Annotated in this window: 22 protein-coding genes and 1 tRNA gene; 12 read left to right on the top strand and 11 right to left on the bottom strand. The window is 28.7% G+C overall.

What is annotated here, in order from left to right:
* Window positions 1–7 precede the first annotated feature (7 nt).
* Entirely contained in the window at window positions 8–2,239 is a 2,232-nt protein-coding gene (locus B8063_RS06655; protein ID WP_085070645.1) for a transglycosylase SLT domain-containing protein, read from the top strand.
* On the opposite strand, the gene B8063_RS06650 is transcribed toward B8063_RS06655, so the two are convergent.
* Both B8063_RS06650 and B8063_RS06645 read right to left on the bottom strand, forming a co-directional pair.
* Window positions 2,240–2,334: transfer RNA gene (locus B8063_RS06650), tRNA-Ser, on the bottom strand.
* A 74-nt stretch (window positions 2,335–2,408) separates the two neighbouring features.
* Complete coding sequence (locus B8063_RS06645; RefSeq protein WP_085070643.1) at window positions 2,409–3,224, bottom strand: hypothetical protein; 816 nt, start codon at window positions 3,222–3,224, stop codon at window positions 2,409–2,411.
* A gap of 87 nt (window positions 3,225–3,311) precedes the next feature.
* Here B8063_RS06645 and B8063_RS06640 point away from each other — a divergent pair, with 87 nt between their 5' ends.
* The 4 genes from B8063_RS06640 to B8063_RS06625 are packed head-to-tail and all read left to right on the top strand — an operon-like array spanning window position 3,312 to window position 8,393.
* Window positions 3,312–4,565 carry a sarcosine oxidase subunit beta family protein gene (locus B8063_RS06640; protein ID WP_075521521.1) on the top strand — a complete coding sequence of 418 codons (1,254 nt, stop codon included), beginning with the start codon at window positions 3,312–3,314 and terminating at the stop codon, window positions 4,563–4,565.
* A gap of 2 nt (window positions 4,566–4,567) precedes the next feature.
* A complete protein-coding gene (locus B8063_RS06635; protein ID WP_075521522.1) occupies window positions 4,568–4,843 on the top strand; it encodes a sarcosine oxidase subunit delta in 276 nt (91 codons plus the stop codon).
* 6 nt (window positions 4,844–4,849) lie between these two features.
* Window positions 4,850–7,852, top strand: coding sequence for a sarcosine oxidase subunit alpha family protein (locus B8063_RS06630; protein WP_085070641.1), 3,003 nt, complete (start codon window positions 4,850–4,852; stop codon window positions 7,850–7,852).
* Window positions 7,845–8,393 (top strand): sarcosine oxidase subunit gamma, encoded by a 549-nt coding sequence (locus B8063_RS06625; RefSeq protein ID WP_085070639.1) that lies wholly within the window; start codon window positions 7,845–7,847, stop codon window positions 8,391–8,393. Before B8063_RS06630 ends, B8063_RS06625 begins: the two co-directional genes overlap by 8 nt.
* Here B8063_RS06625 and B8063_RS06620 read toward each other — a convergent pair.
* Genes B8063_RS06620 through gatC form a run of 6 tightly spaced genes read right to left on the bottom strand, consistent with a single transcriptional unit; the run spans window position 8,367 to window position 14,466 of the window.
* On the bottom strand, window positions 8,367–9,716 hold the full coding sequence (locus tag B8063_RS06620) for an MATE family efflux transporter (RefSeq protein ID WP_085070637.1): 1,350 nt from the start codon (window positions 9,714–9,716) through the stop codon (window positions 8,367–8,369). The genes B8063_RS06625 and B8063_RS06620 overlap by 27 nt on opposite strands.
* A gap of 6 nt (window positions 9,717–9,722) precedes the next feature.
* On the bottom strand, window positions 9,723–10,616 hold the full coding sequence (gene trhO, locus B8063_RS06615; protein ID WP_157101730.1) for an oxygen-dependent tRNA uridine(34) hydroxylase TrhO: 894 nt from the start codon (window positions 10,614–10,616) through the stop codon (window positions 9,723–9,725).
* Entirely contained in the window at window positions 10,613–11,266 is a 654-nt protein-coding gene (locus tag B8063_RS06610) for an O-methyltransferase (protein ID WP_085070635.1), read from the bottom strand. The genes trhO and B8063_RS06610 overlap by 4 nt, the downstream gene beginning before the upstream one ends.
* Window positions 11,259–12,725, bottom strand: a complete 1,467-nt coding sequence (gene gatB, locus B8063_RS06605) for an Asp-tRNA(Asn)/Glu-tRNA(Gln) amidotransferase subunit GatB (RefSeq protein WP_085070633.1) — start codon at window positions 12,723–12,725, stop codon at window positions 11,259–11,261. The genes B8063_RS06610 and gatB overlap by 8 nt, the downstream gene beginning before the upstream one ends.
* Complete coding sequence (gene gatA, locus B8063_RS06600) at window positions 12,725–14,179, bottom strand: Asp-tRNA(Asn)/Glu-tRNA(Gln) amidotransferase subunit GatA (RefSeq protein ID WP_085070631.1); 1,455 nt, start codon at window positions 14,177–14,179, stop codon at window positions 12,725–12,727. The genes gatB and gatA overlap by 1 nt, the downstream gene beginning before the upstream one ends.
* Window positions 14,179–14,466, bottom strand: a complete 288-nt coding sequence (gatC, locus tag B8063_RS06595) for an Asp-tRNA(Asn)/Glu-tRNA(Gln) amidotransferase subunit GatC (RefSeq protein ID WP_075521529.1) — start codon at window positions 14,464–14,466, stop codon at window positions 14,179–14,181. The genes gatA and gatC overlap by 1 nt, the downstream gene beginning before the upstream one ends.
* A 51-nt stretch (window positions 14,467–14,517) precedes the next feature.
* Here gatC and ruvX point away from each other — a divergent pair, with 51 nt between their 5' ends.
* The 6 genes from ruvX to B8063_RS06565 are packed head-to-tail and all read left to right on the top strand — an operon-like array spanning window position 14,518 to window position 20,873.
* Complete coding sequence (gene ruvX, locus B8063_RS06590) at window positions 14,518–14,973, top strand: Holliday junction resolvase RuvX (protein WP_085070629.1); 456 nt, start codon at window positions 14,518–14,520, stop codon at window positions 14,971–14,973.
* 42 nt (window positions 14,974–15,015) lie between these two features.
* Window positions 15,016–15,954 (top strand): aspartate carbamoyltransferase catalytic subunit, encoded by a 939-nt coding sequence (locus tag B8063_RS06585; RefSeq protein ID WP_085070627.1) that lies wholly within the window; start codon window positions 15,016–15,018, stop codon window positions 15,952–15,954.
* Window positions 15,954–17,243 (top strand): dihydroorotase, encoded by a 1,290-nt coding sequence (gene pyrC, locus B8063_RS06580; RefSeq protein WP_085070625.1) that lies wholly within the window; start codon window positions 15,954–15,956, stop codon window positions 17,241–17,243. The genes B8063_RS06585 and pyrC overlap by 1 nt, the downstream gene beginning before the upstream one ends.
* A complete protein-coding gene (gene plsY / locus B8063_RS06575) occupies window positions 17,243–17,818 on the top strand; it encodes a glycerol-3-phosphate 1-O-acyltransferase PlsY (protein WP_085070623.1) in 576 nt (191 codons plus the stop codon). Before pyrC ends, plsY begins: the two co-directional genes overlap by 1 nt.
* Window positions 17,819–17,855: 37 nt before the next feature.
* Window positions 17,856–20,411, top strand: a complete 2,556-nt coding sequence (gene topA, locus B8063_RS06570; protein WP_085070621.1) for a type I DNA topoisomerase — start codon at window positions 17,856–17,858, stop codon at window positions 20,409–20,411.
* Window positions 20,412–20,873 (top strand): RidA family protein, encoded by a 462-nt coding sequence (locus tag B8063_RS06565; RefSeq protein ID WP_085070619.1) that lies wholly within the window; start codon window positions 20,412–20,414, stop codon window positions 20,871–20,873.
* Between the two features lies 1 nt (window position 20,874).
* On the opposite strand, the gene B8063_RS06560 is transcribed toward B8063_RS06565, so the two are convergent.
* The gene (locus B8063_RS06560) at window positions 20,875–22,176 is read right to left on the bottom strand and encodes a UDP-glucose dehydrogenase family protein (protein WP_085070617.1); all 1,302 of its coding nucleotides are present in this window, start codon (window positions 22,174–22,176) and stop codon (window positions 20,875–20,877) included.
* Window positions 22,173–22,988, bottom strand: coding sequence for a sugar phosphate nucleotidyltransferase (locus B8063_RS06555; protein ID WP_085070615.1), 816 nt, complete (start codon window positions 22,986–22,988; stop codon window positions 22,173–22,175). Before B8063_RS06555 ends, B8063_RS06560 begins: the two co-directional genes overlap by 4 nt.
* Window positions 22,989–23,022: 34 nt before the next feature.
* Between B8063_RS06555 and panC the strand changes: the two genes are divergently transcribed.
* The gene (gene panC / locus B8063_RS06550; protein WP_198150958.1) at window positions 23,023–23,835 is read left to right on the top strand and encodes a pantoate--beta-alanine ligase; all 813 of its coding nucleotides are present in this window, start codon (window positions 23,023–23,025) and stop codon (window positions 23,833–23,835) included.
* Window position 23,836: 1 nt separating this feature from the next.
* Here the strand turns inward: panC and mgtE are convergent, their stop codons facing one another.
* On the bottom strand, window positions 23,837–25,210 hold the full coding sequence (gene mgtE, locus B8063_RS06545) for a magnesium transporter (RefSeq protein ID WP_085070613.1): 1,374 nt from the start codon (window positions 25,208–25,210) through the stop codon (window positions 23,837–23,839).
* Between the last annotated feature and the right edge of the window lie 32 nt (window positions 25,211–25,242).

Below are 25,242 nucleotides of genomic sequence, written 5' to 3'. Positions count from 1 at the left end.
TTTAAAAATGAAGAAAAAATCATTTAAAATCTGTACTACAATTATCTTCTTTTTGTTCAGTATTCAATCGGCATTTTGTGAGAATTTAATAATTCCAGGGCCAAAACCTAATTTAGCGAAGGAAAAAAAAGACAAATATATTTCGGGAATAATAATACCAAAATTTAAACCAGGAACATATGCATCAGAGGATCAATTAGAGCTTTTAAAAGAACTAGATAAGGAAAAAGAAATTGTTGTCAAAAGAGTTGATGGAATAATAATTCCAAAAAATAAACCTCTTATTGTTCACAAGAAAAGGTTAAGTACTACAAAAAAATCAAAATATTATAGTGATAGAGATCTTAATTACGCAAGACAAGCAATTGCTTTTATGGAGAAAAGTAACTGGAAAGATGCATTAAAAGTAGCAAAAAAAGCTAGAGCTAAGTCAATATATAATTTTATACAATGGCGACATTTGCTAACGCCAGGCAATAGAGCAACATTTTACGAGTATAAAAACTTTATTGAAAGTGTGCAAACATACCCACGATTAAGTCGTGTTAAGTACTTAGCAGAACATAAAATATCTACAAAAAATCAATCACCTAAAGAAATAATTAAATGGTTTGAAAAACATCCATACATAAGTGGTTTTGGTGAGATGGTTTTAGGAGAAAGCCTAATTAAATCAGGTAATAAGCAAAAAGGAATTCAATTAATAAAAAAAGGATTTATAAGAGCTGATTTAACAAAAAGTGATCTGATTAATTTTAGAAAAAAATTTAAAAAATATCTGACATCTGAAGATTATATAAAAAGAGCTGATCATCTTGCTTGGGAAAACAAACATTGGGACCTAAAAAGAATGTTAAGATATTTGCCAAAAGATTACCAACTTTTATACACAGCAAGACAAATACTTATGAGTAATTCATATGGTGTTGATACTGCTATATCTAAAGTACCAGCAAAATTAAAAAATGATGCAGGTTTAAATTATAACAGATTAAAATGGAGAGTAAAAAGAGGAAGACTCGATAGCTCATTAGATATTTTATTTAATATAAAAAATACTAAAGAATATATGGTTAGACCCGATAAATGGTGGGGTGAAAGATCTAAAATCGCAAGAAAATTAATCTATAAAAAAAGATATGAAGAGGCGTATAAAGTAACTAGCAAGAATGAATTATCTAAAGGACCAGAACTTGCTGAAGCTGAATGGTTAAGTGGATGGATAGCTTTAAGTTTTTTAAACGATCCAATTTTAGCAAAGGATCATTTTATTAAATTTTATGAAAATGTCAGCTACCCAATCAGTCTATCCAGAGGTGCTTATTGGTTAGGAAGAACTTATGAAAAATTAAAGGACAAAGAAAATTCAAAGAAATGGTATGTAATTGGTTCTAAATATCTAACAACATATTATGGTCAATTATCTCACATGAAAGCAAAGCCTAGAGAGAAATTTGAATTATCAGAATTAATGCAAATTGATAAAAATTATGCTGAAAGTTTTTATAGAAACAAAATTGTTGCTACTGTCCATTTATTAGATGAACTTAATAAAGATAAGTATACTAAGCATATTTTAAGGTATTTAGCTAATGACAATATTGATAAAGGTAGTGAAGTGCTTGCCGCAAAGTTAGCAACAGATATAGGTAGATTTGATTTTGCAATTCAGGTTTCTAAGATTGCATCGTATCAAAAGAGATTTCACAATAAATATAATTATCCAATTATAAGTACTCCTACAAAAGTTGGTGGAAGAAAAATACCAGAGTCAGCTTTAATACTTTCCATCATTAGACAAGAAAGTGAGTTTGATACGAGCGCAAATAGTAGAGTTGGTGCTCAAGGTTTAATGCAGTTAATGCCATACACTGCAAAAACAGTTGCTAAGCAGGCAAAACTTTCATATTCAAAATCAAGATTAACTAAAAGCCCTGAGTACAACATAAATCTTGGTTCATTTTATATAGCTGGATTAATTCTTGAATACGATGGATCCTACCCTTTCTCAATGGCTGCTTACAATGCAGGACCTAAGAGAGTAAAATATTGGAAAAGATTAAATAAGAACCCACAAAAAAAACAAACTGATTATATAGATTGGATTGAATTAATACCTTTTAAAGAGACTAGAAATTATGTCCAAAGAGTATTAGAGAATTATAATGTCTATAGATATGTATTGTCGCAAAAACCAATATATTTAAAAGATTTTTTCAAAAACAACCCATTATATTGATGGCGGAAGGAGAGGGATTCGAACCCTCGGTACACCTTTTCAAGCGTACGGCGGTTTAGCAAACCGCTGGTTTCAACCAGCTCACCCATCCTTCCAGTTAATACACCAATTAGCAGAAATTTTTAAATTTATAAAGAAAAAACAATTAATTTAATAGCAATACAAAGAGTTAAGATTTGCTTGAAACTGTAAACGTAACTTTATTATCATTAAAATCTAAACCTTTTCCAGTTACAGATCCATCTTTAATCCATTTCAGTGTGCCAGAAGCACCCATATTATTTGAACAGGAAAGCTGCCAAGTGCCTTTACCGCTTTTTTGAAGTATATAGTTGCCTTCGCAGGAACCATCATTGTTTGGTAAATCTAAATTAATGTTACCTTTATAATTTTTTTCGTCAAAATCTATAATTCCAGCAATTAAATCAGAGTAACCTTTCCAGCTTAATGCTATAGCTCTTTCACCCTTCAATGAATAAGAATTGCTTGCAGATGAGTTGTCAGTATTTTTTTTTTGTGTGGTATCTTCATTTGACGATGTAATATTAAAATTATTTTTATAAAATCCTAGCTTGTTTAGTTTGTCTCGAAATTCTTGATCTGACATTTTTTTACTAAATTTTGCTGCTTTTCCTTTTGCTGGGTTAATTCCATTTTTCCATTTAACAGTCCTTAATCTTGCAAATTTTTTACATTTTTTACCTGTTAAACTTTCACATTGTTTAATATCAGTTTTTGCACTTCCTGGAGCACAATTTGCTCCTTGTGAACAAGTCCAGTAGGTTCCATCAGTTCCATCAATTGTTACATAAAAATCGGAAGGATATTTTCTACCACCAGGATTACTTATATATTTAATAAAATAATCTACCATTCCTTCAGTTAATTGAAGTTGACCTTCTCCATACGGTGAATCGGATTTTGATATATTTGGGTTAATAATCGATACAAAAAATATAGATAAAGCAGCTATTAATTTTTTCATTTTAATAATTTAGCATATTTTAACGTGACTGTGTGTAGTATTTGAAAAGATTGAATATTCAATATTTATCAAGTATTTTCTGACAAAATGAAAAACAAATATTCAATTTTCTCTTTAATAAAAAATGCATTCTCAGACCATGAGAATTGGCAACAAGCTTGGGGTGATCCTGAGCCTAAGAAAGAATATGATGCTGTTATAGTTGGAGGCGGCGGTCATGGTCTTGCTACTGCTTATTATTTAGCAAAGAAACATAACCTAACAAATATTGCTGTAGTAGAGAAAGGTTGGATCGGTGGTGGCAACACTGGAAGAAATACTACAATCATAAGATCAAACTATTTATGGGATGCAAGCGCAGGTCTATATGATCATGCACTGAAAATTTGGGAGAATTTATCTCAAGAATTAAATTATAATGTAATGTTCAGTCAAAGAGGTGTAATGAACCTTGCTCACAATTTACAAGATGTTAGAGATTTAAAAAGAAGAACACATGCAAATAGATTAAATGGTATTGATGCTGTTTGGCTTGAAACTGATGAAGTAAAAAAATTCTGTCCAATTATAAATACATCGCAAGATATAAGATATCCTGTTTTAGGTGGAACATTACAAAGAAGAGCAGGAACAGCACGGCATGATGCTGTAGCTTGGGGATATGCACGTGGTGCGAATGAAATGGGTGTTGATATCATTCAAAATTGTGAGGTTAAAGGAATAAAAAGAAATGGTGATAAGGTTGAAGGTTTAGAAACTACAAAAGGTTTTATTAAAACAAAAAAAATTGGAGTAGTAGCGGCAGGTCATTCTAGTGTTATTGCAAATATGGCAGGTATTAAACTTCCATTAGAAAGTAAACCTTTACAAGCTTTGGTATCTGAACCAGTAAAACCAATTATTGATACGGTTGTTATGTCTAATGCAGTTCACGCTTATGTAAGTCAATCAGATAAAGGTGAGCTAGTTATTGGTGCTGGGACTGACTCGTATGTTTCATACACACAAAGAGGAAGTCACAATATTGTAGAAGATACATTAAAGGCCATTTTAGAGCTCTACCCTATTTTTAGTCGAATGAAGATGTTAAGACAATGGGGAGGAATTGTTGATATATGTCCAGATGCAAGTCCAATAATAAGCAAAACCAATATAAAAGGTTTATATTTTAATTGTGGATGGGGTACTGGAGGATTTAAAGCAACACCAGGTTCAGGGGATTTATTCGCTCACACTATTGCAAATGATGAACCACATAAATTAAATGCAGCGTTTAATTTAAATAGATTTGTAAGTGGTGATCTTGTAGATGAACACGGCGCTGCAGCAGTCGCACACTAATAATGTTTTTAATTAATTGTCCTTTTTGTGGTGAAAGAGATCAAAGTGAGTTTTCATCTGGTGGTGAAGCACATATTGTTCGTCCAAAACAGCCAACGGAATTAAGTGATGATCAATGGGCTGAATTTCTTTTCATGAGAAAGAATATTAAAGGAGTTCAATTTGAAAGATGGAACCACTCACATGGATGTAGAAAATGGTTTAATGTTGTAAGAGATACCTCGAATGACAAAATACATTCTGTATATAAAATGGGTGAAAAACCACCAGTAAAATAAATATTTATGTCAGATTTAAGAGTACATAAAACTAAATATATAAATGAGACTAAAAGAGTGTCATTTAAATATGATGGTAAAAATTATTTTGGATACGAAGGTGACACACTTGCCTCTGCTTTATTGGCAAACGGTGTTCATTTAATAGGAAGAAGTTTTAAATATCATAGACCTAGAGGTATAATGTCGTGTGGTTCTGAAGAACCTAATGCTATTTGTCAGATTAGTGACAAAAATGATTTAACAGAACCAAATGTTAGAGCTACAGAATTAGAGATATATGATGGTTTAGAGGCATTTTCACAGAATTGTTGGCCAAATGTAAAGTTTGATATTGGAGGTATAAACAATTTAATATCCCCTCTTATACCAGCAGGTTTTTATTATAAAACTTTTATGTGGCCAAAAAGTTTTTGGAAAAAAGTTTATGAACCATTAATCAGAATGTCTGCTGGACTTGGAAAATCACCAACCGAACCTGATCCAGATATATATGATCACAAATATGTTCACTATGATGTACTTGTAATTGGTGGTGGATTATCTGGAATAATATCAGCAAAAATAGCTGCAAAAAGCAATTTAAAAACCTTATTAGTAGATGATAAAAAAACACTTGGTGGTTCAACTATTTTTCAAAATAACGACAGTTTTAAAATCGATGATCAGCACTCTAGTAAATGGTTAGAAAAAGAAATTAATGAAATTTCAGAAATTGAGAATTTAACTGTTAAGACAAGAACAAGTATTGCTGCTTATCATGGATATAATTATCTTTTAGCAAGAGAAAACTTAACTGATCATTTATCAATTAAAGATAAGAAAGATAAAATCAGACAAAGATTGTGGAAAATTAGAGCAAAAAAAGTAATCATAGCGACAGGCGCAATTGAGAGACCTCTTGTTTTTAATAACAACGATAGACCTGGGATATTATTATCAAACTCTATAAATAAATATTTAGATTATTATGGTGTTGCATGTGGTAAAAATATTATTGTCTTTACAAATAATGACAGTGCATACGAAACAGCAATTTCACTTCATAAAAAGGGAATAAAAAATCTAATAGTCGATTTAAGAAAAAACTCTCAATCTGAAATAGCAAAACAAGCACAAAACCTAGGAATTAAGATTTACTTTAATCATGTTGTTACGAATACATTTGGCTATAGAAGAATAAATTCGGTAGAACTGATGGAGTTATCAGATGATGGCAATACAACCATAGGAAATAAAATTAAATTAAATTGTGATTGCTTGGGTATAAGCGGAGGTTGGACTCCAATGGTCCATATGCATACTCAATCAGGTGGTAAGCTTGATTTTAAAAATGATGATCAAGTTTTTATTCCAAAAGAAATTGATAATGATCAAATAAGTGTTGGTGCATGTAATGGTGATTTTGATTTAGAAACCATTATAGATAAAACAGTTAATAAAATAAATATTTTTTTAGAAATAAATAATCAGGATTATAAAAATACTAAGGTTGATTGTTCTATTGAAAAAGAAAAAAGAAATATTTGGTTACTGCCAAATAAAATACCATTAGGTAAAACTAAATGCTTCATTGATTTTCAAAATGACTCTACTGCCAAAGATATAAAATTAGCCCTTAAAGAAGGTTTTAGATCTATTGAACATGTTAAAAGATATACCACAACCGGTATGGCCACTGATCAAGGAAAGCTTTCAAATATGCATGCATTAGGAATTATCGCTGATACAGCTGGAGTTAAAATGGGTACATTAGGAACTACAACCTTTAGACCTCCTTTCACACCTTTGACTTTTGGAACAATAGTTGGCAGAAATGTAGGAAAATTTTTTGAGGTTGTAAGAAAAACCTCAATTCACGATTGGCATGTTGATAATAAAGCTAAATTTGAAAATGTTGGTCAATGGAAAAGGCCTTGGTACTATCCAATAAATGGCGAGACTATGCATGATGCCGTTCAAAGAGAAAGCAAAGCAGCTAGAGATAGTGCTGGTATTTTGGATGCTTCAACATTAGGAAAAATTGATATTCAGGGTACAGATGCATCAGAGTTTTTGAATAGAGTATATACAAATGCATGGTCAAAATTATCAATTGGAAAATGCAGATATGGATTGATGTTAAATGAAGATGGGATGGTTTATGATGATGGAGTTACAACTAGATTAGCTGAAAATCACTATTTAATGACCACTACTACTGGTGGCGCAGCTAATGTTCTTGGAAAACTTGAAGATTATTTGCAAACAGAATGGCCTGAACTAGACGTTTACCTGACATCAGTAACTGATCATTATTCAACAGCAAGTTTATGTGGACCTAATTCAAAAAAAATAATTAACAAAATATTTCCTGAACTAGATTTAAGCGATGAAAACTTTCCACATATGTCTTTTAAAAATACAAAACTTGATAACGTAAATTGTAGAGTGATGAGAATAAGTTTTACCGGTGAGCTTAGCTATGAGATCAATATAGAGTCAAAATATGGCAAATCTTTATGGGAAAAATGTATTTCTGTTGGTCAAGAGTTTAATATAACTCCTTATGGCACTGAAACTATGCACCTTTTAAGAGCTGAAAAAGGTTTTATAATTGTAGGGCAAGATACAGACGGAACGATGACTCCGTCTGATCTACAAATGGATTGGATTGTAAGCAAAAAAAAATATGATTTTATAGGTAAAAGATCTTTATACAGAAGTGATACTATAAGAGAGGATAGAAAACAATTAGTTGGATTATTAACGGATGATCCTAAAGAGATTTTAGAGGAAGGTGCTCAAATAGTTTCAGATACAAATACAAAACCAATCGATATGTTAGGGCATGTCACATCAAGTTACTTTAGTCCAAATCTTAACAAGTCTATAGCCTTAGCAGTAGTAAGAAGTGGTAAAAATATGAAAGGTAAAAAACTAATTATTCCGATGGAAAATAAAAATATCAACGTAACAGTTTCTGACACAATATTTTTAGATAAGGAGAATAAAAGATTAAATGCTTGATACACACTATCCACAAATTACTGATAACAAATTAAATGATGTGGAAATATCATTGCAAGAACCAATTAGCAAAATTAATTTAAGAGGAAAATCTAAAGAATTTTTTGCAAAAGCTGGAAAAGTATTATCTTTAATTTTACCAAATGAAGCTAATACAAGTTCATTTAGTGAAAATTTTAATGCAATATGGCTCAGTCCTGATGAATGGATGGTTTATTTTAAAAATGACGATGAAAAAGTAATATTTAACAAGTTATACTCTGAAATATCTAAAGTTAATTATGGATCTGTAACTGATATCTCAGATCAATGGATATGTATAAATTTAAAAGGCAGTAAGATTTATGATATTCTCTCAACTGGATGTTCGTTTAATTTTGATCAATTTTTAAAAACAGATGGTTTAACAACACAAACAATAGTTAATCATATTGATGTAATATTACATAACAAAAATACTTATAATATTAATTTATTTGTAAGAAGATCTTTCTCAGAACATTTATGTCTATGGCTAAACGACAGTGCTAAATTTGTCTAACTTAAAGTTCAAATAAAAAAAAGTATATCCTAAATAACTAAGTGAAAAAATCCAATTATATATCACCCATAGCCAAAAGAAATTTTCAAAGTTAGAGTTATAAAATACAGCTGTATAAAAAACTAGAAATGGAAATATTACATTTCTAAAAACATTTGCAATCAAAGCTTTTTCTGATTTTTTTAGTGCCATAAAAAAACCATTTGATAAGAAAAAAACTGGATAAGCTGGCAATACAAATGCTGATATTTGTAAATACAATTTTCCAAATTCAATAACGTTTAAATCAGTGGAAAAAAGACCTGTTAACAATTCAGCTAAGGAATAAACTAATAATGAAGATAAAATCATTATTACAAAAGCATATTTTATTGCGGTTAAATATGTTTGTTTAATTCTCAATAAATTTTTAGCACCAAAATTTTGTGCTATAATTGTTATAATTGCAGTGTTAATGCCAAGTATAGGTAAAAGTACAACTTGCTCAATTCTCGTGCCCGCACCATATCCAGCAGCCGCATACTCTCCTGAAAAGCCAGCATATTTAAAAACAATAGCAGATGCCACAGAGTAACCACATATAGAGATAATGATTGGCATAGATTGAAAAAAAATATTTTTTAAAAAATAAATTTTAGGAAAAAAATTATTAATAATTATATTTTTTGTAAGTTCACTTTTAATTACTTTATTGAAAATTATTATAAACGAAATTGATTGTGCAATTATTGTGGCAATACCAATGCCCTTCATGCCAAAAGCTGGAATAAATAAAAAACCAAAGATTAAAATTGGATTTAAAAATATATTTAAAAGAAAAGATATAATTAGGGCATTTCTGTATGTTTTGGTATCACCTTCTGCATGTAACAAAGAATTCATCGCAACGACTATTATAAAAAGGAAAGATCCATAGAAAATTATATTAGTATAGTCTAAACCTAAATTCATAACTTCATCTGTTGAACCCATAATCTTAAAAACATCATCAGAAAAATTAAGACCTATTAGTGTTATAAAAATTATTAAAATAATTGAAAAAAAAATTAACTGGCAAAAATAAGTTGAAGCTTTATTAAATTTTTTTTCACCTATGCTATTACCAATTAACGAAGTACCAGCAACTGTCACACCAATAGATGATGCGATTAATATAAAATATATAGGAAATGATTTGGTAAGTGCAGATAATGCCTCGGGTGAGATTTTACCTGCAAAATAAGTATCTACTATATTATATAAAGTCTGGAATAAAGTTCCTACACTTGCAGGTATTGCAAGCTTCCTAATTAATATCTTAACATCATCAGACAAAATATTCATACAAATTTATTTTCTTTTATAAATGAGGGGAATTTTTTTATTTAATAATTGTTTATGTCTTACAGTAAATCTAGTTATTTGACTTGATGTCAACTTGTCATAACACTTAGGACAAGATAATCCAATTTTGTAATATTTAGACTTTTTATCTTTTTTACTAATAGGCAATCTACAAGCGTTACAAATACCATAATTTCCAACTTTAGTATTTTTTTTAATTGTAACTCTATTGTCAAATACGAAACATTCTCCTTTCCAATTACTTTTTTTTGGATCAGTTTTATTAAAATAATTTATAATTCCACCTTTAAGCATATAAACATTTTTAAAACCATTATTATGTAAATAATTTGATGCTTTTTCACATCTAATACCACCTGTACAAAACATTCCAATTTTTTGTTTTTTATCTAAATTAGATAAATATGTTTTGAACTGTCTAAAATTATATGTATTTGGGTTAATGGCTCCTTTAAAGGTACCAACTTCATATTCAAATGGTTTTCTAGCATCTACAATTTTTACATTTTTTTGAGATAATAAATTATCCCATTTCTTTGGTGATAGATAATTTTTGGTAATTTTATTTTTAAATGAGAAGTTATAATCCATCGGTACAACCTCATTTTTAATTTTTACTTTAGCTTTAAGAAATGGAATGAATGAAGAGTATGTAATATTTTCAATATCAAATTTTTTAATATTCAGAATTAATTTTATATATTTAACAATATTTGAAATATCTTTACTATTTCCAGCTATCGTTGCATTAATACCTTCTTTGGATAAAATTACTAATCCTTTAATATTATTTTTTTGTATTTCTTTAATTATTTTGATTTTTAAAGATTTAAGATTTTTAATTCGTTCTATTTTATAAAAAGAAAATATCTTCATTATTTTTTCCAACAAATTAAAAAGCCATCTCCAATTGGAATAATATATTTATTAATTTTTAATTTCTTTATGTAGTTATTAAAATTTTTAATTAATTTGGTTAGCTTGTCATTAGCTAATGGATTAACTACTTCGCCTTTCCATAAAATATTATCAACTAATATTACTCCACCTTTGTTTAATAAAGATAATGATAAATCGAAGTAATTTATGTAATTTTCTTTATCTGCATCAATCAATATAAAATCAAATTTTTTTGCATTTTTTTTTAATTTTATCAAACTTTCTTCAGCATTTGATATATCAGTAAATATTTTTTTATTTACCCTTGCTTGCTTAAAAAATTTTTTAGCAATATTGAGTTTTTCTTCATTTTTATCTATGCAATATAACCTTCCATTTTTTGGTAAAGATAAGGCTATTGATAAAGCACTGTAACCAGTAAAAGTTCCTATCTCTAAACAAGATTTAAACTTTTTAAATTTAATTAAAAATTCAATAAAGTTAGCTTGTAATACTGAAATTTGTAATTTTTTTATATAACCAAGTTTTTCATTAAATTTGATTATTTTCTTTTGTACTGGATGAAGTTCAGAGGTGTGTGAAAATATATAGTCGATCATTTTTTGATCGATATCCATATATTTATCCATTTAGTTTTTCTTTTAATATTTTATTAATTAATTGAGGATTCCCTTTGCCCTTGCTTTCTTTCATAACCTGACCAACAAAAAAACCAAACAATTTTTCTTTACCTGACTTATATTCTTCAACTTTAGAAGTATTATTTTTAATTACTTTATTAATAAGCTCTTCAAGTGCTTTGGGATCACTTTCTTGTTTTAATCCTTTTTGATCAACAATTGTCTGTGGATCTTTATCACCATCAATCATTTCTTCAAAAACTGTTTTTGCTATTTTTCCAGATATTGTACCGTCTTTAATCAAATTTATTAGTTTTGATAAATTATAAGAACTCACAGGACTTTCTGATATTTCTAAATTTTTCTCATTTAATACTGCAAAAAGTTCACCAGTAATCCAATTAGTTGCAAGTTTAACATCTGAATTTTTAATTACTTCTTCAAAATATTTAGATGTATCAATATCTGAAACCAAGATATTAGCTTCATATGATGATAAATTAAATTTATCTATAAATCTTTTTTTCTTCTCATCTGGTAATTCAGGTATTTCATCTTTAATTTGACTTATAAACTCATCACTTATTTCTAATGGCAGTAAATCTGGATCTGGAAAATATCTATAGTCATGAGCGTCTTCTTTAGATCTCATAGATCTTGTTTCATTTTTTTTTGTGTCGAATAATCTTGTTTCTTGATCAATGCTCTTCCCTTCTTCTATAAGATCAACCTGTCTGTTAGCTTCATAAATTATAGCCATCTGCATAAATTTTATTGAATTCACATTTTTAATCTCACATCGTGTGCCAAAATTATCATCACCTTGTCTTCTTACTGAAACATTTACATCTGCTCTAAGTGATCCTTCTTGCATATTGCCATCACAAGTTCCGAGATATCTCATAATAGATCTTAATTTTTTTATATATGCATTTACCTCGTCTGGAGATCTTAAATCAGGTTTGCTAACTATTTCCATTAAAGCTACACCAGATCTATTCAAATCTACAAATGTATTTGTTGGATCTATATCATGAATACTTTTGCCAGCATCTTGTTCTAAATGAAGTCTTTCGATACCAATTTCTTTTTGGCCATCTGCCATATCTAAAATAACTTTACCTTCACCAATTATTGGATATTTATACTGAGAAATCTGATAACCCTGCGGAAGATCGGCATAAAAATAGTTTTTTCTATCAAATATAGACTTTTTATTTATTTTTGCTTTTAAACCAATTCCAGTTTTAATTGCTTGTTTGACACAAAACTCATTTATCACTGGAAGCATTCCAGGAAAAGCTGCATCTACTAAACTAACTTGAGTATTTGGTTCAGCTCCAAATTTTGTTGGTGAAGATGAAAATAATTTTGAAGCTGAAGTTACCTGCGCATGAACTTCCAGGCCAATAACAACTTCATATTTGTTTTGTTCTCTTTCAATAAAAAATTGGTTAGTTTCAGCCATCACATCCACCAATCAGTTATATTATTCTTAAAATTAATCTTTTCTTCCATTGAATAGGCAATATTTAATATTGTTTGTTCATCAAAAGGTTTGCCTATTATTTGAAGTCCTAATGGGAACCCTTTATTGTCTATTCCTGCGGGTATAGAAATACCAGGTAATCCAGCTAGATTTACAGGTACAGTAAAAATATCATTTAAATACATTGAGACTGGATCATCAGTTTTTTCCCCAATTTTAAATGCAGAACTTGGTGTTGAAGGTGTTAGTATAGCATCAACATTATTATAAACATTATCGAAATCTTTTTTAATAAGTTGTCTTACTTTTTGTGCCTTTAGGTAATATGCATCGTAATAACCTGATGATAATACATAAGTGCCAATTAAAATTCTTCTTTTAACTTCTTCTCCAAAACCTTCAGATCTTGTTTTTTCATACATATCAATCAAGTTTTCACCTTCAGATCTAAAACCATATTTTACTCCATCATACCTTGCCAAATTTGAAGAAGCCTCAGCTGGAGCAACTATATAATAAGTTGGTAATGCATACTTTGTAGTAGGTAGAGAAATATCAACAATTTCTGCTCCACAATCTTTTATAATTTCAATACCTTTTATCCAAAGATCTTCAATTTCTTTAGGCATACCTTCAACTCTATATTCATTGGGAATACCTATTTTTAGTCCTTTAATATTATTTGTAAGCTCAGATGAATATTTATTTCTTTTAAAATCTATGGAGGTTGAGTCTTTGCTATCAAATTTTGAAATAACTTCTAATAATAATGCAGCATCTTTGACATTCTGACTCATTGGACCAGCTTGATCTAAAGAAGATGCAAATGCTACAATACCATATCTAGAGCAACTTCCGTAAGTTGGTTTTAGACCAACTGTACCAGTAAAAGATGCAGGTTGTCGAATTGATCCTCCTGTATCGGTTCCAATAGTAACTGGGGTAAGATTTGCAGCAAGAGCTGCCGATGAACCGCCTGATGAGCCACCTGGTACAAGATTTTCACCAATTGGATTTTGTACATTTCCAAAAAAACTAGTTTCGTTAGAAGAACCCATTGCAAACTCATCACAATTTAATTTGCCAAGTAAAATTGCACCTTCATCCCACATACTTTGCGTTACTGTAGATTCGTAAGGTGGAATAAAATTGTTTAAAATGTTACTTCCTGCCGTCGTTCTTACTCCATTAGTACAAAATAAATCTTTTACTGCTATTGGTATACCAGGAAGTTTTAAATGCATATTAGGTTTTTCATCAAATATTTTTGCCGCTTCTAAAGCGCTTGAAAAATTATCTGTGACATAAGTATTTAATTTTTTTGATTTTTCCGATCTTTCAATAAATGAATTTGTTATTTCTGTTGAGGATAATTTTTTATTTCTAATATTTTGTATTAGTTCATTTAAAGATAGTTTTGTAATATCAGACATTATTCAACAACCTTTGGTACTACAAAATAATCTTTATTTTCATCAGGAGAGTTTTTCAGGATTTTATCTCTTATATTATTAGCTTCAAACTTGTCTTCTCTGAGCCTTAATTTTGTGTCTGCAACCGATGTCAAAGGTTCAACTTTTTCTGTATCAAGCTCATTTAATGCTTCAATGAATTTAAAAATAGAATTTAAATCATTAGCTAGTTTATTGGCTTTTTTCTCATCTGTAGAAATTCTGGCTAACTTAGATATATGTTTTACAGTTTTAAGATCTATTGTCATATGGTAATTAAAATTTGCTGCAAAGTATCATTTAAGTAAAAATTATACAATATGATCACTATTGAAGAACTAAAAAACAAACAAAGTGTTAAAACAAGATTGATTGGCTTAGATTTAGGATCAAAAAGAATAGGTGTTTCTATATGTGATGAATATCAAAAAATAGCAACCCCTTTTACAACCATAGAAAATAGGGGAATTAATTATTTGATATCGAATTTAGAAGTAATAATTAAAGAAAACAACATTAAAGGTATTATTATTGGAAATCCTTTGAACATGGATGGATCTTATGGAAAAGCGTCTCAATCAGTGAATGATATTTCAAAAAATATTTCAAAATTTATCAATGTTGATATTTGCTTATGGGATGAAAGATTATCTACTGTGGGCGCTTTTAATATTACTAGTCAATTGGATGTAAACGTTAGTAAAAGAGAAAAAAATATCGATCAAAATGCAGCAACGTTTATTCTACAGGGTGCTATTGATTTTTTGAATAATTAGTACTTGCATTGTTTATAATATATAGCTATAGAGTTGGTTTTAATGGCCATCAAATCAAAAGCTATTAAAATTTCTCAAAAACATTTATTAGGAATTCAGGATTTATCCATTTCTGATATCAATCTTATATTAGAAGAAGCTAGCAGCTTCATTAATTTAAACAAAAGTAAAAATAAAAAATTAGATATTTTAAAGGGTAAAACTCAAATTAATCTTTTTTTTGAACCATCAACAAGAACACAAAGCTCTTTTGAATTAGCAGGTAAAAGATTAGGTGCTGACGTAATGTCAATGAATATTACAAATTCAGCAATTAAAAAAGGTGAAACATTAATAGATACTGCCATGACCTTAAACGCCATGCATCCTGATATAATAGTTATAAGACATCAAGACTCAGGTGCATGTAACCTACTTTCTCAAAAGGTAAATTGTGCAGTTTTAAATGCAGGAGATGGACGAAGAGAACATCCAACACAAGCATTATTAGATGCACTTACAATACTTAATAGAAAAAAAAAAATTCAAGGTTTAAAAATTGCAATTTGTGGTGACATTCAACACTCAAGAGTAGCTAGATCAAATATTTATCTTTTAAATATGTTGGGTGCCGAAGTTAACATTGTTGCACCCTCAAATCTTATGCCAAAAGAAATTGAAAAATTTGGGGTAAATATGTTTTCAGATATGAAAAAAGGAGTAAAGGATTGTGACATTGTAATGATGTTGAGATTACAAAATGAAAGAATGACAAGTTCCTTTCTTTCCTCCAACAGAGAATATTATGAATACTATGGTTTAACACCTGACAAACTTAGATATGCTAAAGAAGATTGTATCATTATGCATCCAGGACCAATGAATAGAGGAATTGAAATTGACACAAAGTTAGCTGATGACACAAATATGAGTGTTGTAAAAGAGCAAGTTGAATTAGGTGTAGCTATTAGAATGGCATGTTTGAAAATTTTTTGTGAATAATGAAAAAACAGTACTTTATTAATGGTAATATTATAGATCCACACAATTCAATTAATGAAATTGGAGGATTAATTATTGGTGATAAAGGTCAATTAGAGGCTGTAGGCAAAAAAGTAAATACAAATAATATACCATCCCGTGAAAAAGTAATTGACCTAAAAGGAAAATATATATTTCCAGGGTTAGTTGATATGAGGGTTTTTGTTGGCGAACCTGGTTTTGAATACAAGGAGAATTTTAGAACTTTAAGTAATGCAGCATTATCAGGAGGTGTAACTTCTGTTGTAACAATGCCAAATACTGATCCAATTATTGATAATGTATCTATAGTTGATTTTTTAAAAAGACGTGGAAGAGACAAATCGAAAATTAACATATATCCAACAGCGTCATTAACAAAAGGCACAGAAGGCACCAATATGACAGAATTTGGATTACTTCAAAGTAAAGGAATAATTGGTTTTACAGATGGTACAAAAACAATACAAAATACCAGAGTAATGAGTAGAATAATGAATTCTGCCAGTGATTTAGATACTTTAATTATGCAGCATGCTGAGGACTATGAACTGGCAAAAGATGGAATGATCAACGAAGGTATTATTGCAACTAAATTAGGCCTTCAAGGAATTCCTGAAATGGCAGAATTAATAATAATTGATAGAGATCTAACATTATTAAATTATATAAATTGTAGGTATCATATTTCACAAATCTCATCTGGTAGATCTGTAGAACTTATAAAAAATAAAAAAAATAATTTAAAATTTACATGTGGAGTATCAATTAATAATTTATCATTAAACGAAAATGATATTGGAGATTTTAGAACTTTTTTAAAATTATCTCCTCCATTACGTACTGAAGAGGATAGGATTAGTTTGGTACAAGGATTGAAAGATGAAACTATTGATGTGATTGTTTCAGACCATAAGCCTGAAGATGAAGAGCAAAAAAGACTTACATTTGCTCAAGCAGCAACAGGTGCATCAGGTATTGAGACACTTTTATCTTTAAGTTTAGAATTATATCATAATGGATCGTTAAAACTTGAAACAATTATTAAGGCCCTAACATCAAATCCAGCAAAAATTTTAAAAATTAATAAAGGAAATTTAAGCATAGGAAATGATGCAGATTTTTGTATTGTTGATATTAATAAACCGTGGATAGTAAAACAGGAAAACTTAATTTCAAAATCAAAAAATACATCAATTGAAAATAAAAAACTTCAAGGAAAAGTTACAAACACGTTTGTAAAAGGTGAAGAATTATTTAAATTAAACTAATGGATTACTATTTAGTTGCATTATTTTCATATTTATTGGGATCAATTCCTTTTGGTTTTTTATTAACTAAAATTTTTTTAAAAAAAGATATTAGAGATATAGGGTCAGGTAATATTGGAGCAACAAATGTATTAAGAGGTGGAAATAAGGTAATAGGATTTGCAACACTTATATTGGATATTTCAAAAGCTATGTTACCAGTTATTTTTGTAAAATTTAATTATCCAAATTTAATATATATAGCTTCCTTATGTGCATTTTTAGGACATCTATTTCCAATTTGGTTGAAATTTAAAGGTGGAAAAGGAGTTGCAACATATGTTGGGATACTTTTTTCAATAAATATTTTATTTGGAATTATTTTTGGTTTAGTTTGGATTATTACATATTTTATATCTAAATATTCATCACTTTCATCAATATTAGGATCCTTGTCTATACCGATTTATATTTTTTATGTTAGTGGAAATAATATTATTTTTTTTATAATTATGTTTGTACTAATTTTTTATACCCATAGAGAAAATATTAAACGCCTTATAAATAAACAAGAAACTAAGACAAAAATTTATTAATTTGACACGACTATTACTATGAGTAGTTTGTGGAATAATGAATCTTGTGATTGTTGAAAGTCCTGCAAAAGCAAAAACTATTAACAAATATTTAGGTTCTGATTATACTGTTTTAGCTAGTTATGGTCATATAAGAGACCTTCCTTCAAAAAATGGATCTGTAGATCCAGAAAATGATTTTAAAATGATTTGGGAAATTGATAGTTTCTCCAAAAAATACCTTAAAGAAATAACTGACTCAGCAAAAAATTCTTCAAAAATTATTCTTGCAACCGACCCCGACCGAGAAGGAGAAGCAATAGCATGGCATGTAAGGGAATTTTTAGAGGAAAAAAAACTTTTAAAGGATAAAAAAGTAGAAAGAGTTGTTTTTAATGAAATTACTAAAAAAGCCGTCACGTCTGGTATAGACAATCCAAGACAAATAGAGCCACAACTTGTAGATGCCTACATGGCAAGAAGAGCTTTAGATTATCTTGTTGGTTTCAACATATCTCCAATATTGTGGACCAAATTACCTGGTTCAAAGTCTGCGGGTAGAGTCCAATCAGTGGCATTAAGATTACTGACTGAAAGAGAACATGAAATTGAGATATTTAAGCCAGAAGAATTTTGGACTTTAAATGTTATTTTCGAAGACAAAAATAAATCTATAATAACATCAAATTTAAATCAGTTGGATGGTAAGAAAATAGAAAAATTTACATTCAAATCAAAAGACGATGTTAATAAGGCAATAAATGAAATAAAAAAAAAAGAGTATCAAATCTCAGATATTAGTTCAAAAATTTATACAAGAAACCCATCTGGTCCATTTACAACATCTACATTACAACAAACTGCATCTAGTAAACTTGGTTTTGGTGCTTCACGTACCATGCAAATAGCACAAAGATTGTATCAAGGAATTGACATTGAAGGAGATACTATAGGTTTGATTACCTACATGAGGACAGATGGAACTAATATATCAAAAGATGCTATTGAAACATTTAGAAGCTATATAAGTGATAATTTTGGAAAGAATTATCTACCACAATCATCATTGAATTATTCTGGAAAAAAAGCAAAAAACGCTCAGGAAGCTCATGAAGCAATTAGACCAACAGAAATATCAAGAAATCCAGAAAGTTTAAAAAAGTATTTAAGTTCAGATCAATATAAACTTTATAATTTGATTTGGTCAAGGGCACTATCCTCTCAAATGGAGTCTGCTAAATTCGATAGAAAAACAATTACTATTACTTCAAAAGACACAAAAAATATTTTTAAAGCAAGTGGGTCTGTTTTAAAATTTGATGGATATTTAAAATTAACAAGTGTTGAAGGTGAAAATGAAAATGAGAAAATTTTACCTGATGTAGAAAAAGGAAATATAAATATAAATGAATTTATTGATGAGCAACATTTTACACAGCCACCACCGAGATATTCTGAAGCAAGCCTGGTTAAAAAACTTGAAGAATTAGGAATAGGAAGACCTTCTACATATGCAAGCATAATTTCTGTAATCACTAATAGAGGTTATGCAGATATTGAAAACAAAAGATTTTTTCCCACTGATAGAGGTAAATTATTATCAGCTTTTTTAGAGAAACTTTTTACAAAATATGTTGATTACGATTTCACAGCTAAATTGGAAGATCAACTCGATGATATAACTTCTGGTAAAGAAAATTGGATCAAAGTTTTAGAACAATTTTGGAAAGACTTTAATTCAAATGTTTCAAATGTGAAGGAAAAAAGAACAAGAGAAGTTTTAGATCTCTTAAATGAAAGTCTTGGAAGCTTAATTTTTGAAGTAGATAAAGAGGGAAAAATTGATAGAAAATGCCAACTTTGTGATCAAGGTCAACTAAGTCTTAAAAATAGTTTTAGAGGTGGAGCATTTATAGGGTGTTCAAATTATCCTGAATGCAAGTTTACAAGACCATTATCTAAATCAAAAGCAGCACAACAATTAACCTTAGCTGAACCAAAGTTAATAGGCCAAAATGATTTTGGCAAAGATATTTTTTTAAAAAATGGAAGATTTGGACCCTATTTGCAATTTGAAAAAGAAATAATTGAGGAAGAAAACAAAATTAAAAAAAGAAGAAAAGTTAAAAAAAAAGATGATAATATAAAAAATGTCTCAATACCAAAAGGAATTGACTATAAAGTTATAGACTTAGATAAAGCTAAATTTCTTTGCTCATTGCCTATTTCTCTAGGGAAAAATCCTGAAAACGATAAAGATATTACACTTAATGTTGGAAGATTTGGACCATATTTAAAGTGTGAAAATAAGTCAGCAAGATTAGAAAATGTAGATGAATTATTTTCAATTGGTTTAAATAGAGCAATAACATTAATAGCTGAAGCAAAACCAGGAAGAATATCCTCTGCATTAATTAAAGATTTAGGAGAACATCCTGAAGATAAGAAGCCTGTTAGAATAATGAAAGGTCAGTATGGGCCTTATATAAAATACAAGTCCTTAAATGCAACGATACCTGAAGAAAAAGATCCAACAGAATTAACTATGGAAGAAGCTTTGATTTTGATTGAGAAAAGAAAAGAATACGATAAAAACAAAAAGAAAAAAAAATAAATGTCTATAGATAATAAAATTAAAGAGCTAGGTTTTGAACTTCCAAATGCAGCTGATCCAGTTGGGTCATATGTTGCAGCAAAGATAGTCGGTAAATTACTTTATATATCTGGTCAAATTTCCATAGATAAAGATGGTAAACTTATTAAAGGTAAAATTGGAAAAGATTTAACAGTAGAAGATGGATACAAAGCTGCTGAAAGGTGTGCCCTAAGTATTGTTTCGCAGGTAAAAAAAGCTTGTGAAAATGATTTATCTAAAATTAAAGAATGTGTAAAATTAACTGGATTTGTTAATTCAACAGATGATTTTACGGACCAACCAAAAGTTATTAATGGTGCCTCTGACATAATAGCTAAAATTTTTTCAGAAAAAGGTATGCATACCAGAGCAGCCGTAAGTACTAATAGTTTGCCTTTAGGTGTAGCTGTAGAGGTTGATGCAATATTTGAATTAAATTAATTTATCTTCCAATTCCAAAATAATCGATTTTTAATTTTTTCATTATCGAAGGTGAGTACATATTTCGCATATCATATATTTTGAATTTCTTTTTTTTCGTTAATTTCTTAAAATTCAATAATTTAAAATCATTCCATTCAGTGTGTAGAATAATCAAATCAGCCTTAAAGCAAGCAGAGGAAATCGAACTACAATAATTAACATTCCTTAGTCCTTTAAAGTCAATTTTTTCACCTGAAGGATCATAATATTTGATTTTACTATTTTTTTTATTCAGATATTTGATCATTGGTATGCTTGATGCCTCACGCATATCATCAGTGTTTGGTTTAAATGTTACCCCTAAAAAAGTAATAATTTTATTACTTAAATTACCCTTCAGAATTTTTTCAACTCTTTTAATTAGTAATGTTTTTCGTTGATCATTTGAGTTAACTACAGTTTTAACAATAGATAAATCAGTTTTATATTTATTTCCAGTATCAATCAATGCACGAGTATCTTTTGGAAAACATGATCCACCATAAGCGGGTCCTGCTCTTAAAAATCTACTTCCTATTCGTTCATCTGAACCCATGCCTAAAGATATATCTTTAATGTCAATATCAGCTTTTTCACATAAATTAGCCATTTCGTTAATAAAAGAAATTTTTGTCGCTAAAAAAGCGTTTGAAGCATATTTAATAAGTTCTGCCCCTCTCCTTGATGTATTAAAATATCTGTTTGTTTTTTTAATAATTGGTAAATAAAGGGATTTTAATATTTTATTAGCTTTTTTGCTATCTGTTCCAATAATAATTCTGTCAGGATAAATAAAATCTCTTATTGCCTCACCCTCTCTTAAAAATTCAGGATTTGATACGATATCAACTAATTTTTTTTTCTTTAAATTAATTAAAATCTTCTCAATCTCATCTCCGGTTGATACGGGAACTGTAGACTTGGTTATAATAATTTTATATTGTTTTTTTATAATTTTCTTTAAATCTTTTACTACACTAAAAACATGTTTCAAATTGGCTGAGTTAGTATTTCTTTTAGTGGGTGTACCAACGCAGATAAAAATTATATCTGAATTTGTTACTGCTTTATTTAAATCTGATGTAAAAATTAACCTTTTTTGTTTAAAATTTTTTTTTAAAATTTCCTCAAGACCTGGTTCATATATAGGAACTATACCTTTATTTAATAAATCAATTTTTTTCTGATCTTTGTCTACACAGTAAACTGTATTTCCAACATCTGAAAAGCATACTCCACTTACAAGCCCAACATAGCCAGTGCCTATCATGCAAAGTTTCATAATTTTCCAATTTCAATGTTAGATTTTATAAATCCACTCATAGTACCGCAGTCTAAATATTTTCCTGCAAAGTTGTGTGCGATAAATTTTTCATTTTCATTAATTAAAGATTGTATTGCATCTGTTATGTGAATTTCACCACCTTTACCAGGTTTTTGGTGTAATAATTTTTTAAAAATTGTCTTAGGTAAAATATATCTTCCAATTACAGCTTTGTTTGAAGGCGCATTCTTGATAGATGGTTTTTCAACTACCTCTTTTATAAGAAAGTTATTTTTAGACACTTTTTTACTTAAATTATAAATACCCCACCTTGATACAGTTTTTTTGTTAACATTCATGCTCGCCATTACAGATGATTTATATTTTTTGTGGGTAGAAATCATTGATTTTGAGCAATTATATTTCATTATCAAGTCATCAGGTAACAGCATTAAAAAATATTTGTCTTTAATATATTTTTTTGTTTTAAGAACGGCATCGCCTGTTCCTTTTGGTTTATTTTGATAAACAAATTTTATCATTTTTTTATATTTAAGAATTTTTTTATATTCCTCAATAACTTTTGGATCTTTTTTCTTTTTAATAATTTTTTTGTAAAAAGTATCGCTATAAAAATATTTTTTAATCATTAGTTTTTTTTGTGAAATAATAAAAATAATTTCTTTGATACCTGCTTCAATACATTCATCCAGAATATACTCAACACCAGGTCTACCATTGATTGGTAATAATTCTTTTGCAAATACGCTTGTCAAAGGTAATAATCTTGTACCTTGACCAGCCAATGGTATTATTGCTTGTTTAATCATGTAAATGTTTTACTTATAAATCGTTTTATTACAAATGAAAATTTTAAAGACAAAAGATGATCTAAAAGAGGCAATTCTAAATTGCAAACATTTAGGTTTTGTTCCTACTATGGGTAGTTTACACAAAGGTCATATTTCGTTAATCAAAAATTCTCAAAAAAAATCTAACAAAACTATTGTAAGTATATTTATAAACCCAACACAATTTAATGATAAAGATGACTATAAGAAATACCCAAAAAATATTATTCGGGATATTCAAATATTGAAAAAGTTAAGAGTAAATTTTGTTTTTATACCCACAGTTAAAGATATCTATAAAAATAAAATAAATTCAAAATTTAAGCTGAAGAAAAGTGAAAAAATATTGTGTGCTAACAAAAGAAAGGGTCATTTTGAGGGAGTTTTAGAGGTAATGGATCGACTCTTAAATTTAGTAAAACCTAAATTTTTATATTTGGGAGAAAAGGATTTCCAACAACAATATTTAATTAACAAATATTTACATAAAAAACATAAGTTTAAACTCATTATTTGTAAGACGATAAGACATAATAAAATGGCACTATCATCAAGAAATCTTAATCTCAAAAAAAAATCATTGAAAACAGCACAACTAATTGCTGGGGAATTATCTCGTATTAAAAATAAATACAAAAATTATAATTTTAGAATAAAAAATAATAAACTTTCTTTAATTAAATATTTAGAAAATAAATATTTAATTAAAATAGAGTATTTAGATTTTAGAAATATAAAGAATTTAAGTATTTCAAAATTTAAAACTAAATTTAAATTATTTATCGCTTATTATATTGATAATGTAAGGTTAATAGATAATTTTTAGGTTATAAAAAATATGCTCCAACACCTAAAAATGAAACAAAGCCAATTACATCAGTAATAGTTGTTACAAATACACTTGAAGCAATGGCAGGATCAATGTTCATTTTCTTTAGAGTGAATGGTACTAAAATTCCAAATAAACCTGCAATAATCATTGTTAGCACCATTGAAATTGAAATAATTATCGATAGCATACTATCTTGAAACCAAATTTGTACAATAAATGCACTTATAGCTGCAAATATAACTCCATTTAAAATACCAATTGAAAATTCTTTAAAAACGTTTGATGAGAAATTATTTTGTGTTAAGTCATTTGTTGCAATTGTTCTTACTGTAACTGCTAAAGTCTGCATACCAGCATTACCACCCATAGATGCAACTATTGGCATTAAAAAAGCTAAAACAACCATTTGCTCTATCGTAGCACCAAATAGACTTATGCACCAAGTTGCTAGGAAAGCAGTAAATAGATTTAATAACAACCAATTAAATCTTCTTTTAGTTTTTTTTACAATTCCATCTGTAATTTCTTCATCACCTACTCCAGCAAGTCTTAATGCATCTTCTTCAGCTTCTTCTTTTAATACTGTTAGAACATCGTCATTCATTATCATTCCAACTAATTTATTATTTTTATCTACAACTGCTGCAGAGTTTAGATTGTAATTTTCAAATAAATTTGCAACCTCCTCTTTGTCCATTTCAACAGGAATTAATAATTGGGATTCGGACATAATAGTTTCCATTTTTGTATCTCTTGGTGTTGTTAAAACTCTTGATGATGGAACTGTTCCGATTGGTTTAAAATCTTCATTAACTATAAAAATTTCTAAAAATTCCTCTGGTAAATCTTTATTTTCTCTTAAATAATCAATAGTCTGCCCAACAGACCAATTGCTAGGAATAGCAGTAAACTCACGTTGCATTAATCTTGCTGCAGTGTCTTCTGGATAACTCAAACTTTCAAGTAGAGCAAATCGGTCTTTAGGCGGTAGAGAGCTTAAAATTGAGTTTTTGTCCTCCTCAGGAACATTCTCTAAAATAGAAATTGCATCATCTGACTCTAAACCTTTAAGTATACCAACTATAGAATCTGAGGATAAATAAGTAATAATTTCAGTTTGGATTGCCTCATTTAGCTCAACAAAAACTTCAGGATCTATATTAAAATTATTTAATTTTATTAAACTTTCTCTATCATTTTGGCTTAAATGTTCAATTATATCTGCTGCATCTGCAGGATGCATCTCATTAAATGAATTGTTTATAAATTGAGTATCGTTATTAGCAATTTTTGATGTGACAACTCTTAAATATTCTTTGTTAAATTCAAAATTAACTTTTTTATCTTTAGTTTTTTTGTTTAAAGACATAAATCTACCTTTAATTGTGATTTGCACTATTA

It is taken from the genome of Candidatus Pelagibacter sp. RS40 (assembly GCF_002101295.1).
GTDB lineage: Bacteria > Pseudomonadota > Alphaproteobacteria > Pelagibacterales > Pelagibacteraceae > Pelagibacter.
This window is presented reverse-complemented; position numbering and strand designations above follow the sequence as displayed.